The following is a 17238-nucleotide window of genomic DNA, read 5'->3' as shown; positions in this document are numbered from 1 at the left end:
GAACGAATATTGTTTATTTTCTGATTACTAGAGCCAAAATAGTGACAAGAATAGAGGCAATTGAAATGTAAATCGCATTGTTAGGGTCACGTTTTGAAATTCGCTCTTGTGTTTTGTTAGGCAGTACATAAACTACATCTCCTTGCACTAAATTATAATAAGGAGAGTTTATAAAGTTCGCATCCGTTAAATCAATCCTTGCCTGAGAAACTTGTCCACCTTCATTTCGAATCACTAAAACATCATCTCGTTTCGCAAATACCGTTAAATCTCCTGCCATCCCTAAGGCTTCTAATAAAGTAGCACGCGCTTCCGGAACTATAAATTTACCAGGACTTTTCACTTCTCCCAAAACAGAAACTCTATAATTTGAAAGCTTAATGTTTACTGAAGGCTCCTTAATGTATCTTTTGATTTTTGAACGAAGGAATTCTCCAAGTTCATGGACAGTGATTCCACTCGCTTTAACTTTGCCAAGTACGGGGAAATCAATAAATCCATCTTCCGCAATTCGATAAGTAGGTGCCACCGTTGCGGGTCTAGTTGTAATTTGATTTCCACTTGGTTGACTTCCATCTCTTATAGTTTGCCCAGAGGAATAATTTTGATTAAAAGGTCTAGCGACATCGGTATCTAAAGCAGAAACAATGATTTGAACTTCATCTCCAATTTGCAAGTGAGGCTGTGTATTGCGACGGGACTCTTCAAGAGCTACTTGTTCAATGTTCTTCATATAATGAAGCGCATTCTCATCTTTATCTGCACCCGCTCCCTCAAATAATTTACATGAAGAAAGCATAAGTAAGGCGAAAAATAATAAAAAAGAGTTTTTCATAGTCTAAGGATATTGTAAAAGTAACTTTTTATTTTATAGGACTGCTATTAATGGCCTCCAGAGAGACCGATATTTAAGGAACTATTCACACAAGATATAAATTCCATTTAAATTCTGAATACAAAATCTAAAAATTCATTCAATTCTGCTTTGCTAAATATAATTAATAATACGTTTAATTTCCAGTTTGTTTCTATAAAATCAATGAACCCACACTTACAATAAATATACCACTAGCTTCATTTCAAACAAATCTATACTAACATTTAATCTACCTTCCCTTAAAGATGTGCATCTAATTCTTCGTATACTGAGTTATTGCTAATATATTCTGGCACAATTTGTTTTAAAGCTCTCACTACTTCTCTTTTCTCTGGTCTTTCAGAGACTGCTACCAACTTTTCAACCATGTAATTGATATCTGCATAAATCATAGTTGGATCTTTCGATATCATGATTTTCTCATTATGCGTTGGAAGTGTTTTCGTATCGTCACTTAATAATTCTTCATATAATTTCTCCCCTGGTCTTAAACCCGTGTAAATAATTTTGATGTCGCGATCTACTTCAAATCCAGAAAGCTTAATCATTCGCTTGGCCAAATCCAAGATCTTCATAGGCTCTCCCATGTCAAATACAAAGACCTCTCCTCCTTCCCCCATGGTACCCGCTTGAAGCACAAGTTCACAGGCTTCAGGAATGGTCATAAAATACCGGGTGATTTCAGGGTGTGTTATTGTAACTGGACCACCTTCTTCAATTTGTCTTTTAAACAATGGAATTACGGAACCGTTTGATCCTAGTACATTTCCAAAACGGGTGGTAATGAATTTGGTGGTGTTTCCTTCTATATTTTGAAGAGATTGAACAAAAAGTTCAGCCGTTCTTTTCGTAGCACCCATCACATTCGTTGGGTTCACTGCCTTGTCTGTAGAAACCATTACAAAACGGTTTACTTTAAATTCACTTGCGAGGCAAGCTAAATTCTTGCTTCCTAAAACATTCGTGAAGATAGCTTCGTGCGGATTCTCTTCAACCAGAGGTACATGCTTGTAAGCAGCTGCATGATAGACCATGGAGAACTTGTACAATTCAAATACGGAACGAAGTCTTGAATAGTTCGCTACATCTAACATCACAAATTTGAAATTAATGTGTGGGAACAATTTTTTAACCTCGTGCTCGATTTCATAAAGAGGAGTTTCCGCTTGGTCCAGAACCACAACAAGGGCTGGATCAAACTGTGCTACTTGACGAACAATTTCACTACCAATAGATCCTGCGCCTCCAGTAATTAATATATTCTTCCCGTGGTGTCTTCTCTTTACTTCTTCACTTTCAATCTTAATTGGTCTACGATTAAGTAAATCTTCAATTTGGAGATTCTTAAATGTATTCCCCAAATCATTCTCTCTTAATTTCTGAACAGAAGGAGCTTTGTAAACTTGAATATCCTTAGCGAGGAAGAGATTTACCCAGTCATTCATTTCTTGGCGAGACATCATCTCTTTGATCACAAGTACTCCATCAATATTAAGTTCTTCCCTGGTGGAATTCTCAATTTTGTCTTTCGTCAAAATGGGTTTTCCAAGGAGTCTCACGCGATTTGAATCTTGACGAGAAGTCAAAAATCCAGCCAAGTGATAAGGCAAATGCGTATTGTCTAATATTACTCTTGCTATTGCAACAGATTGATCATCAATTCCAAGTACAAGAATTCTTTTTTTCGATGCGCTTCTTTTAAATTCTCTTGCTAATTGAAAAACTTCCTTTACAATAAGTCTGAAAACAAAAAGCAGTGTAAAGGATACTGCGAAATACACCACCAGAACTGGTGTTCGTATCACCTTCACATCTGCGAAAACAGATGCAAACAAATTGGTTAGTTCTAGTGTAATCGCACTAAAAAAACTCGCTGCAAGAAGTTTAAATAAGTCTATAAAAGTGGAATGCCTAATAATACCTGAATAGGTCCGAAAGAGAAACATAAAAAATACGTTCACTCCAACAATTAGAAGGTATTTGCTAAAAAGGCTTAAGGAATTGTATGGCGAAACCCCAAGAGTGAAAAGGATTCCGTAAGAAAGAACCACGGAAACCAAAAGAATGAGCACGTCAATAAACAAGATGATCCATCTAGGTAAATAGCGAATCTCTGTCAAGTTTACAACGTTGTCTCCAACATATATTTTTTTCAGAAGCTCCCGGATTGTCTTCATCTTATCATTTGTGTTTTCAGATCTTAATTAGTTTATCGTATTTAAAATTACGACTTCTAATTTTGCCAAAAGAATGAGATCACTTTCAATTGTGTACGCATCCTTTGTTTTGCAAATATAGAAGTTATTTTCAATACGCTTATGTTGTCTATTAGCCGAATATTAATTATTAAATTGGTATAACTTGGGATCAAGTTTAGAAATAGTTAAATCAATTAATATAATTTAACGTTAGCTACCAAATTTCGTGCCTTTATACAGCCAAATATACAATTATTATTCTACTACGATAGGAGACATTAAGAAATCTAAAATGATATGCAAGAAAAATTTAAATGCATAGCATGGTATTTTAGGATGGTGCGTATTTGGCAGAATTACAAGTCAAATTCAAAGCACAACTTTTCTCAGTTGATTCTTTCTTAATGAATAGTTCAGTTAAACTAAACTTGATATCATCACACAACTAAAATCTTTGAACCTGTAAGCATGCTAGGTGCAATTTTCACTATCTCGTTCAGAAGATACTTTGTAGTTCCGGCTGGTAAACCTATTAATAATTGAAGGACACTATTTATTGCCCTGAATTTTGCTCTAATGTGAATTTTTAATTTTTGCTATTAGTGTATCCGAACAAAAGCCAAAAACAACACCTTACAACAATAAAATACTTTTCTCATTGAAACTTTATAATACAAGGACTATTTTAATTAACTTCACCAAATACAATTGCCTGACTAAAATGTACTTTTTGTACCTTTGTCTTTGGCATTAAATGCGGATAAATGGGACTACACGATTACATCAAAGATATTGCACGATTTGGTCTAGAAAATGATCAGACAAAGCTATTGTCTACATTGAATGATTTCATCACGCACAATAAAAATAGTAAAAAAGTAAACTTTGCTTTGCAACTTGAAACTCTGTTGCGCGAAAGTGACCGAAGAAAAAGACAAGAACCTTTGCTTAAAGTAGGCTCTCCATCGCATTATCAGCAACTTAATGACAGAGAAACTGATGAATTAATCTTGGAGAAATTAAAATCAGATTATACTTTAGCTAATTTAATTTGCACGACACAAAACAAAAACAAATTACAAAGTTTTCTAGAAGAACACCATAGAAGTTTTATTCTTAAAAAGTATCAACTTCCGATTTCTAACAAATTAATTTTACATGGACCTTCAGGTTGTGGTAAAACTCTTGCCTCTTATGTAATTGCGGGCGAACTTGATAAAACAATGATAGTCGTTAATCTTGGCGCTATTGTTTCTTCAAAATTAGGTGAGACCAGCAAAAATTTAGCAAAAGTATTTCAAAAGGCGTCGAATGAAAATTCTATTATCTTTTTTGATGAATTTGATTCTCTAGGGAAAGTTCGTGACTATAATCAGGACCACGGAGAAATGAAACGTGTGGTTAATACAATATTGCAGCTACTTGACTATTTACCTCAAGATAGTATGGTCATTTGTGCTACAAATCAAAAAGATATGGTTGATGAAGCCTTGCTACGTCGATTCGATCTATCAATTTCACTAGATTTACCTGGCCAAAATCAAATAGAAGAACTAATTGATCTTATTTTGAAAGAAGAACAATTCGCCTTTAGCAATAAGATTTCCTTAGGTGAAATAATTAAAATAGCCGTGGGTCTCTCGTACTATAGCATTCAAAAGTCCCTAATTGGAGCTATTAAACAGAGTTTACTTTCTATGAATGAAACGGAAGTATCTATTCCAATTATCGACACAGAAGTATGGCATGATTTACTAATTAATGAAAAAGAAGCATTATCTATACCTTAAATTTGGGCATCGACTATCCCCTCTAATCCAACGATGTTATTTTGTACAACTTCCATTGTATTTACCTGCTGTAACTCGCTATATAAACCAGCACTTTCCGTATTTTCTGGTGACTGATCCTTAATTCGAACTGCTAAAGAAAATTGATGTTCAGGCGTAACACTTTTCCACTCCTCTAAATCAAAATCTAAATTGTCTTTTACTGCACAACGAAAAACAATAGCTAGTTTATTTCCTATTTTTTTGATTTCATTTTTTGTTATATTAATTTTCATTTGTTGTCTATTAGATAGAGGTTTATTTACTAATGGAAAAAAATCCTCTGACCACTTAGGTATTGAAGCCTTAACTCCTAATAATTTATTTCTTAATTTCAATTTCAATTCACTCAGACGTTTATTATCAGTTCTAGATATATTTCCAGAAACTTTTTTTTGTTCAAGCTTTGTAATTTCGTCATCCCAAAAATTCTGAAAATAAGGGTGACTTCGATTCGAAATAATTTCAGCGAGTTCATCTTCTGAACTGATAATTCCATTGATGAAATTAAACGAAATGTGCAAAGGGTTATAATCAGTATGGTTCCCCCAAGCTGGATTGACCTTGAAACATAATGTAGCATCAATTGATAAACACGTCGTTACGCTGCTATTAAGTAAATATTGGGGGATGTTGAGTATAATAACTTTATGACAATCATTTTCAATCAAATCTTCTATCAAAAATGACACATCACTTTCACTTGAATACAAAAGTTTATCGCGATTAGGCATACCTAATCCTACCAATGCTCTATTTATGTCTTTAACACCCAAGATTTTCTTGTTGACATCTCTTCTTTGATTTGAGTCTAATTCATTAAAACTTTCACCAAATAATTTAAAAGCCATCGCATCTCTTCTCTTATTAAATCCGCTCTCCAAATACGTTTCTGGAATACTCTTAGCACTATTTAACAACAAAGCTTTGACAGAAAGCAGAGCTAAATTTGGATACAAATTCAAAAGCTGTACCGCCAAATTCACCGCTAAGGGTGACGCTAAACTCGTTCCTGAATCAAAGGAATAGAAATCATCTCCAAATTCGCCAAATCCTAAAACTTGCATCCTAGATTCGTCGTTGAAACTATCACCACCAGGCATCACAATATCAGGTTTGAACAAATTTACATTTAGATGATTTTGACTGAATGTACCGCCATTAGGCTTCTGCTTAAAATCATAATGATTTTTACGAGTGTAATATGCAGGATGCTTCTTATCGGGACTGAGCCCAGACTCAGTTTCTGGCCGAAAATTATCTGCTAAGGCACCCACAGAAATATTGTTCATACTTTCTGCAGGAACACAAAGATTGGAGTTCTCGCAAGTATGATAATGAGTTAACTCATCTGGATTATAGAAGTGGTTGGGATAATAATGAAGATTATGTGGATTAGACTGCATTTCATGAATATCATTACTACCTAGATTTCCTACTGCAATAAAAATTAAAATATCCTCTTCATAGGTTAGCTTATCTAGAAGATAAGCGTAAAATGAAGGTGCCTCGTTATACAGTTTTCCAAATCCACAAACCGAAAGATTAAAAAGCTTAATATTATTTTGATGATGAGCATTTCTTATTGCTTCCACTACTTTAAAAACGTCAATATAGCCCTCAAAATCATCTATAATTTTTATTGAAAAAATGTCGGCATCTGCAACCAGTTCTTCTTTCCCAGAAAAAAAACTCTCGCCAACTGCTGCAAGACTTGCAACAACGGTACCATGTGGATTACTGGGATTCAGAGGTTTATCATCCTTGATGCTATATCCACCTATTACGATTTCTTGAATTGGTTCAATACGCCTAACTCCATTGTCTAATATACCTACAACTGTAGTCGTATGCGCACTGCTACTTATCTTTAGATCCCATGTTAACTTCTGTTGATTATATCGATCTGGACCAATTTTTGAACTTCGCACAGAATGAGCTTGCACCAAAATATCAAAATTATTGACCAATTCTAATAGCTGTTCCTTATTTACACCCTTCAACTGAAGCAGGTTATCGTACGCACCGAATTCGAAAGATTCAATATCTCCTGATAAAACCCTAATATTAAGCAGATCTTCTAATTCGGTTCGTTGAGATTTATATTTTGAATCTAAATGTTCATTATTCTTAATTAATTCAAAAACTAAATCCTCGTTGCAATAATTTTGAATTTGCTTAGCTGTATGATATCTCACATCAAACAATATTGTCATTATTGCATACTTCTGATCATGTGGGGCAACACTATCATCACTACTTATATATTGATTTAGTAGAGTATCAAATGTAGCAAATTTCTTGGCATCAACTATTGCAAATAGAACAGTACGATTAAAATCTTTAAAAAAAACAGGGCTTAAACCAAAATCTCTTAAAAAGCGAGTTCGCGTATTAAATCTGGCACCATCACTAAAAGGGATAAAAAAACGAATTTCAACAACTTCAATTGCATCCAATAATATCGTCCTATGGCTTCTCCTATGTGCCAATTCAATTTTTAGAATTTTAAAGGATGATCCAAGTCTTTCTTTATGGGCCTTATATTCTTCTGGATTTTTACGAACGCTTTCTTGCTCAATTGCTCTTGATCTATCAAACTTATTTGCGACGCGTGTTGTGTTCTTAAGAATAAGATGTGGTAGGTTTAAGCTCATGGATTTTGATTTTAGTTTTCTTCGAAGTTACGAATTAATTAAATAAGTGTTAACAATAAAGCAGAATAACAACTTTATAAGTGACAATCATTATCACATATTTCACATTATGTAATTTAAACCATTCTTAGAAATACACTCACTTAAGTAGAAATTAAAAATTCGACTCAATCTCAAAATGTTTTGAATTACAACAATGAAATTGCTTTTTAAACTAACTTCACATTAAATTATGATTCCAGATTTATCCATAAATATCTACTCGCAAACTTTGATCGTAGACTTCGTTGCTGTCCCTATTTTAAGATTGAAATTCTATTGTGTTTGCATATCCAAAATATGGTTTACTAACCACTACACAAGGTCGGAACCAATTATTAGATTCTTCCTTACGCCTATTTCCCATCCGCCTCCTCAAAGGCCTTTACCAGAACATCACTCATTTGGTTTAGAAATTTCGTTCTCTCCGTTTTCCGATCTCTAATTTCCCCAAGGGTCTTATGGTAATTTCCAAGATCAACGTTTAAACAGGTTTCAACGGTTTTGACCACTTTGGAAAATTCTACAGCTCCTTGGTTAAAGGCCTTCATTTGCTGAAGTCCATAGAGCACTTCTACTAAACCTGCCTTTGAAGCGCTCCACTCTAGCGGCGATTTTTGAGATCTTATATTCTGCATGTATAAATCGTCTAGTCCTTGCAATCTTTGACTAAGGTATAGTTCGTATTTATCGTTTGCGAGTATGAGAGCCACTAGTCCATCATGGGATGTCGAAAAGCGTTCATCGTGACTATGCAAAGAAAGAGACTGAGTTACATACAGGTCATAACTAGACCTAAGGAAAAAAGGATCATCCAAATAGCTTGCTCCTTTTCTGAAATAAGCTATGAAATCTCTATTTTCAACTGCAAATTGCCCCAACATTTCAAGTTGCTTTTCTAGCACCTCCTTTACATTTTCTTTCCCTGCTTTGGGAATGGTAGATTCAAGTTCAATTATTTTTGATAAAAAAATAAACTCCGAAATGAATTTCGGTTTAATTTTTTTAAAGAACTGAATCTCTGAGGCCATGTTACTAAATGCATGGAAATGAACTAGGGATTTAAGTCGTCGGATGTACTCATCCGTTTTCATTAAATTGTATTGATAATTTTCTAAATTCGATGAACTGTTCGACAGAGGGTCTACGTCTTCTAGTACGCTGGTTAGTTCAAGCCATAAAGACTCAGCCCCTTCCAGTAGTTGGGATGATTGCATGTTGGGTGGTGGTTTGTTTTTCTTTTTGTTTTAATTTGCTTTTCATTGGATGTGTTTTTATTTTAGAGGAAAATATTTATTCTTTAGCCGTCTGGCTCCTCTTTTATTCGTTCAATATATTTTTTTTGAACTACACTGTGGGCCCTTGGGTATTCGTCAAGTGCTTTTCTGTAATCTCTAAAATTATAATAGTAAACGATTCCCTTGCTTAAATTAACTTTTGCAATTAAACTTTGGTCTTTCAAAAGCTTCGCTGCTATTAAACTGCTGTCCGCGTAGTGCAATTTTACGTCGCTATCTTTCATAAAGTACACCGCGTCCTCATAAACGTAGGTTAAATGCCGATAATCTTTCTGGAATTTCACAACCTTTATGCTCTGATTTAAATGCACAAGTGCTCTTACGTCATTTTCACATAAATGACCGTACAGCTTATTATAATAGTCATAGTTTTTGGTAAAACCTTGCGACATTGCATAGTTTGAGGCCAAAATCAGGACTAAGAAGGGGAACGGATTACGCATATTCGCACGATATTCATAAAATTAAAACTTTTTTTCAATTATTTTCCTTTATTTAGTATGCGACACATAATACCGCCAAAATACCACACCTGTGTACATAGCGGTAATGTTTTCATGATTTCGGAAGAAATTTCGTTAAAAAAAAGAGGGAACGGATTATGTAGGCGAGGGAACGGATCGTGATCCGTTCCCTATGAGGGAATTTTCATATGCTTGAATTACATACATTTACCTCAAGAATTCTATCAAACAAAAAAACAACCGGCCGGGCTAATCTTAAAAAAATTAACCCATTATGAAAAATCAAACATTTCTATTTGCAGCCTTCAGTAGGTTAACTGTTAATTTACTTTCGTGTCAGGATCGAGATTCTATGCCCGCTACTTTAAAAGTGCAAAATTCGACAAGTGCTCTGTTAAAGCCCCAGGACTTAATTCTTGAGGATGGCAATAAGGACATAACCAAACTTCCCTCGAAAAAAGACCGACAAGATTGGCTACTAACTGAGAACTAAAAAAAATCCCAGATCTATGAGTACTCATAAACATGGGATTTCTTACAAGGATTTCTTCTTTGAAAAAGATCCCGCTGTAATTCTAACCTATTCTGGACAGAAGTGTCCATGTGACGGAACTTGGGAAACGATGGGTACACCTAAGACTCGAATTGTCCTAGCGAAAGACCAACTCACTCCCTCTTATCTGAGAAAAAACGTCTATTGGAAACTCAGAAAGAAAGGGTAAGGATTAAACGAAGGTCAAATCAACTAGCCTAGGTGCTGTCCAGATACCCATTGACCGACCTTAACAATAAATTTTAATGTTAAAAATTCTAATCATGAAAACCAAGAGATCCATTTCAGTAACACTTTGCAGAGTTTTCCTTGTGGTTTTGTTTACATATACACTGATAACTAAATTCAACGATTTTGAAAACTTCAAAGCTCAAATTCTGCATGCCCCAAATCTAGCGGATATTGGAATACTAACGGCATACACCGTTTTAATCCTATTGTTTCTAACGGTTCTGCTCCTTAGTTTCACGAGGACACACGAGATCGGACTTTTGTTGACATTTATTCTTCTGAGTTTATTTACGCTCTACAATGCAGTCCTATTAATATTTTTTGAAAACCGACCTTGCAGTTGTATTGGATTCTATGAGAAGTGGTCTTGGGAGGCAAACTTGGGGGTTAACATAGGGCTACTACTTATAATAGTATACGGTATCTACAAAAGCATATCGAGCTCTATAACTAGCGATGATTTAGACCTATACTTAAGATTAGACTCTGACTATGAACTAGAATTAGATTCAGACTCAGATTCAGATTCAGGCTCAGACTTGGATTCAGAATTAGAATTAGACTCAGACTCACACTTAGACACAGACCAAGACCAAGATTGAAATCTAGTGCTAACCCTGTAGAAAAGATATTGAGAAGGTGCGTAACTTCTTAATTGCATGCTGCAGCATGATTGAAACCTGTCAACTGTGAATTCCAGTTGGCTACAATGTACAGGGGAGAACCCATTGTTCTCCCACATACATAGCAATTGATTGACTAGAAATAGTCAAGTACCAAATTTATTAATATTTATTTTAAACATTAAATTTTATCACAATGAAAACTATTTCATTTTTCAGAACCAACGCAATGTTGGTAGTCGCCCTGCTAACAGCAGGAATTACAATGTCATTTCAGATGACAGAGAAGGAAGCTGTAGATACAATTTACACCTACAACAGTTCCTCCACCTTGCCTGGTGCATTTGCTAACACCGGAAATTGGATAGCCGTAACCTCTTCACCAAGTTGTGAGATTGAAGGAGAACGACCATGCAATATCGTTGTTCCTGCTGGTACAACTTTAGCTGCTCAAATTGCAGGCATGACAAATTCTGAAGTTTTAGATTTGCATCCGAATGAAAGGAAGCCCTAAGATCTGAAGAAGACAGCTGTCTCGTCTTTGCACGAGACAGCTTATTTTCATCTTGGATTCTGCTCGATTCCTGATAACTCTATAACTTCTTCGGGGATAGCAATGGCATACCTGAGGTCATTTGGAGGCAAAGTATAAGTCTTTCCATTTACAACCCTTGTTAAGGTAATGTTTGCACCATCCCTATTATATCTTTTAATGTCAGACCACCGTAGTCCTCTTAACAACAATTCTTTTCTTCTCTCTTCAAGAATAATCGTTAAGGCCTCTTCAGGTGTTGAAGCTGAAAAGGATACAAAAGTCCCCGGCTTCCACCTCGTGATTAGTAAATCATTAAGTACCTTCATCGCTTCTGATGTCTTGTTCAGCCTTGCATAAGATTCTGCGCTTATTAAGTACAATTCATCAACCGTGACGGATGCATTGATACCGTTATTACTATTATAATACCCTTTAAAAAACACATCTCCATCGGAGCTAATGGAAAAATATATATCTTTCCTAAGGTCATTTGTGACATATTTATTATAAATGCTTCTCTCAATTCTTGCTGGCTTCAAATACCCTTTATAATCCAATGACGCACGTAGCAAAACTTCCTTATTTAATTCCTTAATTGGATAAGTAGAACTTGCATCCAACTTTGAAAAATCCAACAATGAACTAGTGATTGCTAGCGCTTGGTTGGAGTAAATCAACGCTTGTTCATAATTGCCCATAAACAAGTATGCTCTTGCTAGTAATCCTAACGCTGTAGTTTTCGACACTCTAGCAAGCGAAATCTGATCTTGTGGTAAGTACCCTACTGACTCTTTCAGATCCTTTATTATTTGAGTGTATACCTCTTCTAAATTTGCTCTTTTGGATGACGTATTCATATCCGCGTCCAATCGCAAAGGCACTCCCAAGGATTGAGTCGCAGTCGCTGGGTCATAAGCAAGCGACCACATTTGAACAGCATCCAAATAGTGGGCAGCGCGTAATGCAAGTGCCTGCCCTTTAATATTATCGGCCATTTCACCCGAAAACTTATCCGTCTCCAAACTTTTCAATACTGAATTTACAATTAAGATTGCATGGTAACAATGCTGCCACTCATTCCCCGAAGACGAAGGCCTTGCCACCATATCTGGCATCCACAAGTATAATCTTTTATCTTCTTCGTACTGAATTGCATTAAATTGCGCTTCCGTCATATTGAAATCGTCTGCACTGGTTTCAACACCACTTGCAAATTTAGTTACACTACCAAAATTGTCAATTAATGCTTGAAGATCATCAAGATTTTGAATAGTAGATAAATTTGAATTTGATTTTTCATCTAAAAATTCTCGACAACTTGCGATGTTTATCATTAAACACAGAATGATAAATAATTTAAAATATTTGCTCATAATTTATTTTTTTAGAAATTAGCTTTCAATCCGAGTGTGAAAGTCAATGGAGGTAAAAGTGTAAAATTGCCCATATTATAATCAGGATCTCGATCAGAATCGGTTGCTTTCCAAAGTAGTCCAATATTGTTTAGGTTGCCATAGAGCTCTAAAGAATTTGAAAATCTATTATGAAAAGGTTTGAACTTGTAACTCATGTTGATATATTGTAATCTAACATGGTCACCCTTTTCTATAAGAACTTCTGAACCCGCATAAAAAGCGTCTCTTGCACTGTTAGTTACATATTGTGCGGATGGCACATGGGTATTAATTTCATCGCCTGGCTTAATCCATCTATTATTAAAATCAGCATTGGTTACCCATTCGGAATATAGCCTAGTATAATCAATCGATTCTTTCCTAAACCAGTATCCTAATTTGTAGGAAATTCCAACATCTAAGGCCCAACCTTTATATTCGAAAGTATTTGTGATGTTACCAAATTTGGTTGGAATTGCAGATCCAAAGTAGACAAGATCATCTAGTGTTTGCTCGGGACCTGTCAGCTCCAAATAATCTTTGCTAACCTGCCCATTTAATAGCCCTTGCGGATCGCCCGTCAATGGATCTAATCCTGCCCATTTGTATGCGAAGATTGAATAGACAGGTTTACCTGACACTCCAGAAATTGGCACGGAGGAAAAAACAAAGTTTCTAGCCATTAAATTATCAAGATGATATTCGGTGATCTCGTCTTTATAAAAACTTAAATTCAATGCGGTCCTCCATGAAAATATGCGGTTTATATTATTTGTATTAATATTGAAATCCCAGCCCTGACCCTTCATACCTGCAACATTACGTGTTAGGCTCGTTATACCTGTTGTGTAATCAATTGGCGCATCCCCAAAAAGACCTTCAGCTACTTTTTGATACCACTCAATAGAACCGGAAACCCTATTATTCCAACCATTAAAATCCATTGCGAGGTTAGTCATACGGACTTTTTCCCAGCGCAGTTCAGGATTATAAAAATTTGATAATTGCGCAGTGGGCGTACCTGTAAATAAGGACGTTCCAAAATACCTTATGGTAGACACCGCAACCATTGCCGGATTAACATTTCCATTAAAACCGTAAGAACCTCTTAATTTCAAATCAGGTAAAAAATCTAAATTATAGAAGTTTTCATTTGAAATTTTCCACGCAAAACCGGAAGACCAGAAGGGATTCCATTGATCATTAATGTTTAATCCAAATAAATTACTTGCATCTCTTCGTGCACTTGCTGATATGGTGTACTTTTTATCAAATGTGTAGGCGGCATTGCTATAGAATGAAACAAAACGAGTTAGTGCTTCATTCATAGAATGACCATCTTGTAAAGTGCTATAGGATCCCATTAAAGTTGGATAGCGCGTTGTATAATTCACATTAACAAATGTTTTACTATTTGCATTATATCCATAATATCTTGTGCTGTGGTAACTTGATTCTGCGCTTCGCACTTCTCCTCCTAAAATCGCATTGACGGCATGCCTTTTCCAACTACGATTATAAGACAATTGTCCTCTTAAATTAGTTATTGTTGTATTTGAATTGGACTGCGCAAAAATCGCCCCTTTGGGTACTACATTTTTAACTGCTCCAGTACCATCAATGGTAGAAAAAAGGTTAATATAATTTCTAGCGGTATAACTTTGAATATCATATAAGGTTTCTGAAAATCCGCTACTTTTCTGATATTGATAATTAACAGTGGCATCCAGTCCATCAAGAACATTATATTTGAGTCCAGAATTCAAACGTAATTCAGAAAATTCAGACATTGTTTTTTCATACTCCCAATTCGTTAAGGGATAATAATTCCAATCAAGCAGTTTACCTTCACCAAGTCCTAATTTATAATCATCATTGTAATCCTTTGGTAAACTTACAGCCCTGCCGCTATTATCTGCTAATTCCATATATGGAACTCCTCTACCCTTTATATTAATTGACGATATTCCATCTTTCCCGCTTTCTGAATTTACTTTGTTCAACCAAATCCCTGTTGTAATTGTAAGGCCCTTTATTGGCTTCCAACTATTTTCAAATCCCAAATTCAATCTCCTATACTTTTCACCTAAGTTTCCAATATTATTATCATAACCAAGCATAGCAGACCATGCAAGGTTCTGACTTCCTGCATTTAAATTCAAGGAATATTGCCTGTTTTCAGATGGCCTGTAAATGTATTTTGAAAATTGATCTCGAGAATCGATCGATTTTAATTTATTAATCTCACGATCAAACTGCGCATTGCTAATTAATCCACTCCTATATTTATCCATGAGTGCGACTGCGGGCGACAATACAACATGATTATACGAGTTAATATCATTGTCGTAAAATCCTCTACTGAATAGCTCTTTTTCAACCTCTATAAAATCAGAACTATTCATACTGGAAATATAATTAAGTGCAGGCTTTTGACTAACAGAGAGGGAAGTATTGAAGTCAGCTGAGAATGCTTTTCTAAAGTCACCTTTCTTTGTAGTGATTACAATTACTCCGTTTGCAGCCCTAGCACCCCATATACTAGCTGCGGCCGCATCTTTTAGAATGGTAATTTCTTTAACCAAATTTGGATTGATTAAACCTATATCCCCTTCATAAGGGAAATTATCTAAGACTACCAATGGTGCTTTTGGACCTTCAATCGTACTTAAACCTCGTACCATTAACTGACTTTCACCATTTGAAGTTCCCTGCGAAACAAAAACACCATTTGCAACTGCTGGAAGCCGATCCACTATATTCAGTGTAACTTGTTTACTAAGCATTTCATTACTTATAGTTGAAAAAGATCCAGTAGCACGTTCTTTTGGTATATTTTGGTATCCTGTGGAAAGGGTCACCTCTTCAATATCCTGCATTTTTTCGTGTAAAATGACTTTTAAGTATTCTCTCGTTTGAACATTGAAACTTGTCGTTTGATTTTCATAGCCATTTTTCGAAAATAGCAAACTGCCCTTGGTGTCGTTCACGGAAATTTTGAATTTTCCAAATTTATCGGTATGGACTTGTTCATTAGTATCTGCGCTAACAGCTGCCTCTGCAACTGCTTCACCTGTCCGTCCATCGATCACAGTTCCTGAAATTGAAATCTGTGCATTTAAAGTCAGCCAACAACCAGCCAACAGAAATAGTAAAATATATTTCATAGTTTAATTAGTATTTGGTTAAGTGATTTAAATCTTATTTAACAGAAATATTGAGCATATGTAGTGGACGACGCTCTTGATTTAAAGTAAGTCCATAGGGCAATAATTCACGATTCAATTGCTCCACAGAACTTATCTTAGAGACACGTAAATCGACGTTCCCCGTAATGTTAGTTTCATCAATAATTGGAAGTCTAATTGAAGGTTCCCCGTTAATCAAATTAACCATGTGCCAGAGGGGAGCATTACGTAAATGTGTAGAACTAGAAATTAATTCTCCTCCTTTCGTTGTAATCTTATTTTTCTTAGTAGTTCTCTTTAAAACTAGACAATCAGTTGGTAGGATCTCAATTTTTGCATTAAACGGTGAATGTTGAGTTAGACCTTCCAGCATTTCAAAGACGATCGAATCTACTTTACTTTTTGGGGCAATATACTCGTAGCTATACAAATCATCACCGTTGTAGGTTCCGTCAAGGTTCTTTTGCCCAAAATACTCAGTACTATCTTTTATATTAAGAACTATTCTTTTGCTGCTAAATCTTCCATTCGCCTTTAACGATTCGAATATGGGATGTACTAGAGAAGAAATAATACTACTTAGTGGTAAATTCGTATACTGTCGACCAATTATTTCTTTGTTCTCAGAATATCGATAAGCCCAACCACCCCCAATGTCAGGGACACGCCCCTTTAAAAATATAGAGTAATTGAGCATCGAGACGTTTCGCTGCCTATCGAAACTCTCATCCAGCATAAAAGGTCTACTTCGATCCATCGGTATAATGGTCTGAAGACTTTCTGACTTCCCTTTCAATACTTCAGCAATATTATCCGCAGTTACTTGTCTACTGTCTGTTGTATTTATAACCTTATTATCCATAATCCACACAATGAAGGGTTCACCTATATGAGGGAAAACTTGATTGAAGTACTTATCTTCTGTAACCGACTTAATACCCTTAAATCTCTGTCCATTTTTTGAAGCAAAGAATTTGTCAAGAAGCTGACGATCCTGCCCGGTTACAGCCTGAATAAAAATCTGATTTCCAAACTTCTCTTGCAGTCTTTCCATATGAGGAAAAGCGATTAGGCATGCACTGCACCACGTGTTCCAGAAATCAAGCAAAATTAATTTATCTCGATGTTCGGATAGATTAATTGATTTCTCAGGACTATTCACAATCTGATGGCTTCTAGTCCAGAAATCTTCAGGAAGTACATCTCCCACTTTGAGAGCCTTGTGCTGTGCAGGAATCTGCAGACTAAGAAGCACTAAAAATACTAGGGCGATAATGTCCCTGCAAAACTTTCTTTTCATAGTTTTGTTCTTGGTTTTTTTGGTTAAACAATTATTAAGACCACGCTCTTTC

At 35.5% G+C, this 17238-nt stretch carries 13 protein-coding genes; 5 read left to right on the top strand and 8 right to left on the bottom strand.

Translation table 11 applies throughout. From position 1 onward, the window contains the following. Positions 1 to 13: 13 nt before the first annotated feature. Complete coding sequence (locus tag ACX3PZ_RS05370) at positions 14 to 835, bottom strand: polysaccharide biosynthesis/export family protein (protein WP_459112123.1); 822 nt, start codon at positions 833 to 835, stop codon at positions 14 to 16. Between the two features lie 281 nt (positions 836 to 1116). Continuing rightward, a complete protein-coding gene (locus tag ACX3PZ_RS05365) occupies positions 1117 to 3054 on the bottom strand; it encodes a polysaccharide biosynthesis protein (protein ID WP_459112122.1) in 1938 nt (645 codons plus the stop codon). 785 nt (positions 3055 to 3839) lie between these two features. Between ACX3PZ_RS05365 and ACX3PZ_RS05360 the strand changes: the two genes are divergently transcribed. After that, the gene (locus tag ACX3PZ_RS05360; protein ID WP_459112121.1) at positions 3840 to 4865 is read left to right on the top strand and encodes an AAA family ATPase; all 1026 of its coding nucleotides are present in this window, start codon (positions 3840 to 3842) and stop codon (positions 4863 to 4865) included. On the opposite strand, the gene ACX3PZ_RS05355 is transcribed toward ACX3PZ_RS05360, so the two are convergent. From ACX3PZ_RS05355 to ACX3PZ_RS05345, 3 genes are all read right to left on the bottom strand, one after another. Next, the gene (locus ACX3PZ_RS05355; RefSeq protein WP_459112120.1) at positions 4862 to 7561 is read right to left on the bottom strand and encodes a S8 family serine peptidase; all 2700 of its coding nucleotides are present in this window, start codon (positions 7559 to 7561) and stop codon (positions 4862 to 4864) included. The genes ACX3PZ_RS05360 and ACX3PZ_RS05355 overlap by 4 nt on opposite strands. A gap of 395 nt (positions 7562 to 7956) precedes the next feature. After that, positions 7957 to 8817, bottom strand: coding sequence for an RteC domain-containing protein (locus tag ACX3PZ_RS05350; RefSeq protein WP_459112119.1), 861 nt, complete (start codon positions 8815 to 8817; stop codon positions 7957 to 7959). Positions 8818 to 8900: 83 nt separating this feature from the next. Next, positions 8901 to 9290: a hypothetical protein gene (locus ACX3PZ_RS05345; RefSeq protein ID WP_459112118.1), complete on the bottom strand. Its 390-nt coding sequence runs from the start codon at positions 9288 to 9290 to the stop codon at positions 8901 to 8903. A gap of 346 nt (positions 9291 to 9636) precedes the next feature. Here ACX3PZ_RS05345 and ACX3PZ_RS05340 point away from each other — a divergent pair, with 346 nt between their 5' ends. From ACX3PZ_RS05340 to ACX3PZ_RS05325, 4 genes are all read left to right on the top strand, one after another. Then, positions 9637 to 9855 (top strand): hypothetical protein, encoded by a 219-nt coding sequence (locus ACX3PZ_RS05340; RefSeq protein ID WP_459112117.1) that lies wholly within the window; start codon positions 9637 to 9639, stop codon positions 9853 to 9855. 16 nt (positions 9856 to 9871) lie between these two features. After that, entirely contained in the window at positions 9872 to 10084 is a 213-nt protein-coding gene (locus tag ACX3PZ_RS05335; protein WP_459112116.1) for a hypothetical protein, read from the top strand. 94 nt (positions 10085 to 10178) lie between these two features. Further along, a complete protein-coding gene (locus ACX3PZ_RS05330; RefSeq protein ID WP_459112115.1) occupies positions 10179 to 10748 on the top strand; it encodes a MauE/DoxX family redox-associated membrane protein in 570 nt (189 codons plus the stop codon). A 217-nt stretch (positions 10749 to 10965) separates the two neighbouring features. After that, a complete protein-coding gene (locus tag ACX3PZ_RS05325) occupies positions 10966 to 11283 on the top strand; it encodes a hypothetical protein (protein ID WP_459112114.1) in 318 nt (105 codons plus the stop codon). 47 nt (positions 11284 to 11330) lie between these two features. Here the strand turns inward: ACX3PZ_RS05325 and ACX3PZ_RS05320 are convergent, their stop codons facing one another. From ACX3PZ_RS05320 to ACX3PZ_RS05310, 3 genes are read right to left on the bottom strand one after another with little or no spacing between them, the layout of a single operon-like run. After that, positions 11331 to 12677: a RagB/SusD family nutrient uptake outer membrane protein gene (locus ACX3PZ_RS05320; protein WP_459112113.1), complete on the bottom strand. Its 1347-nt coding sequence runs from the start codon at positions 12675 to 12677 to the stop codon at positions 11331 to 11333. 11 nt (positions 12678 to 12688) lie between these two features. Next, positions 12689 to 15865 carry a SusC/RagA family TonB-linked outer membrane protein gene (locus ACX3PZ_RS05315; protein WP_459112112.1) on the bottom strand — a complete coding sequence of 1059 codons (3177 nt, stop codon included), beginning with the start codon at positions 15863 to 15865 and terminating at the stop codon, positions 12689 to 12691. 34 nt (positions 15866 to 15899) lie between these two features. Then, a complete protein-coding gene (locus tag ACX3PZ_RS05310) occupies positions 15900 to 17186 on the bottom strand; it encodes a TlpA family protein disulfide reductase (protein WP_459112111.1) in 1287 nt (428 codons plus the stop codon). Positions 17187 to 17238: the final 52 nt, after the last annotated feature.

The organism is Chryseobacterium sp. A321 (assembly GCF_054489265.1).
This window is presented reverse-complemented; position numbering and strand designations above follow the sequence as displayed.

What these genes read in the sequence shown, in the direction of transcription:
- ACX3PZ_RS05330 (WP_459112115.1), top strand. Translation starts at nt 10,179, where the DNA reads ATGAAAACCAAGAGATCCATTTCAGTAACACTTTGCAGAGTTTTCCTT.
- ACX3PZ_RS05345 (WP_459112118.1), bottom strand. Translation starts at nt 9,290, where the DNA reads ATGTCGCAAGGTTTTACCAAAAACTATGACTATTATAATAAGCTGTAC.
- ACX3PZ_RS05315 (WP_459112112.1), bottom strand. Translation starts at nt 15,865, where the DNA reads ATGAAATATATTTTACTATTTCTGTTGGCTGGTTGTTGGCTGACTTTA.
- ACX3PZ_RS05320 (WP_459112113.1), bottom strand. Translation starts at nt 12,677, where the DNA reads ATGAGCAAATATTTTAAATTATTTATCATTCTGTGTTTAATGATAAAC.
- ACX3PZ_RS05355 (WP_459112120.1), bottom strand. Translation starts at nt 7,561, where the DNA reads ATGAGCTTAAACCTACCACATCTTATTCTTAAGAACACAACACGCGTC.
- ACX3PZ_RS05340 (WP_459112117.1), top strand. Translation starts at nt 9,637, where the DNA reads ATGAAAAATCAAACATTTCTATTTGCAGCCTTCAGTAGGTTAACTGTT.
- ACX3PZ_RS05360 (WP_459112121.1), top strand. Translation starts at nt 3,840, where the DNA reads ATGGGACTACACGATTACATCAAAGATATTGCACGATTTGGTCTAGAA.
- ACX3PZ_RS05325 (WP_459112114.1), top strand. Translation starts at nt 10,966, where the DNA reads ATGAAAACTATTTCATTTTTCAGAACCAACGCAATGTTGGTAGTCGCC.
- ACX3PZ_RS05365 (WP_459112122.1), bottom strand. Translation starts at nt 3,054, where the DNA reads ATGAAGACAATCCGGGAGCTTCTGAAAAAAATATATGTTGGAGACAAC.
- ACX3PZ_RS05335 (WP_459112116.1), top strand. Translation starts at nt 9,872, where the DNA reads ATGAGTACTCATAAACATGGGATTTCTTACAAGGATTTCTTCTTTGAA.
- ACX3PZ_RS05310 (WP_459112111.1), bottom strand. Translation starts at nt 17,186, where the DNA reads ATGAAAAGAAAGTTTTGCAGGGACATTATCGCCCTAGTATTTTTAGTG.
- ACX3PZ_RS05370 (WP_459112123.1), bottom strand. Translation starts at nt 835, where the DNA reads ATGAAAAACTCTTTTTTATTATTTTTCGCCTTACTTATGCTTTCTTCA.
- ACX3PZ_RS05350 (WP_459112119.1), bottom strand. Translation starts at nt 8,817, where the DNA reads ATGCAATCATCCCAACTACTGGAAGGGGCTGAGTCTTTATGGCTTGAA.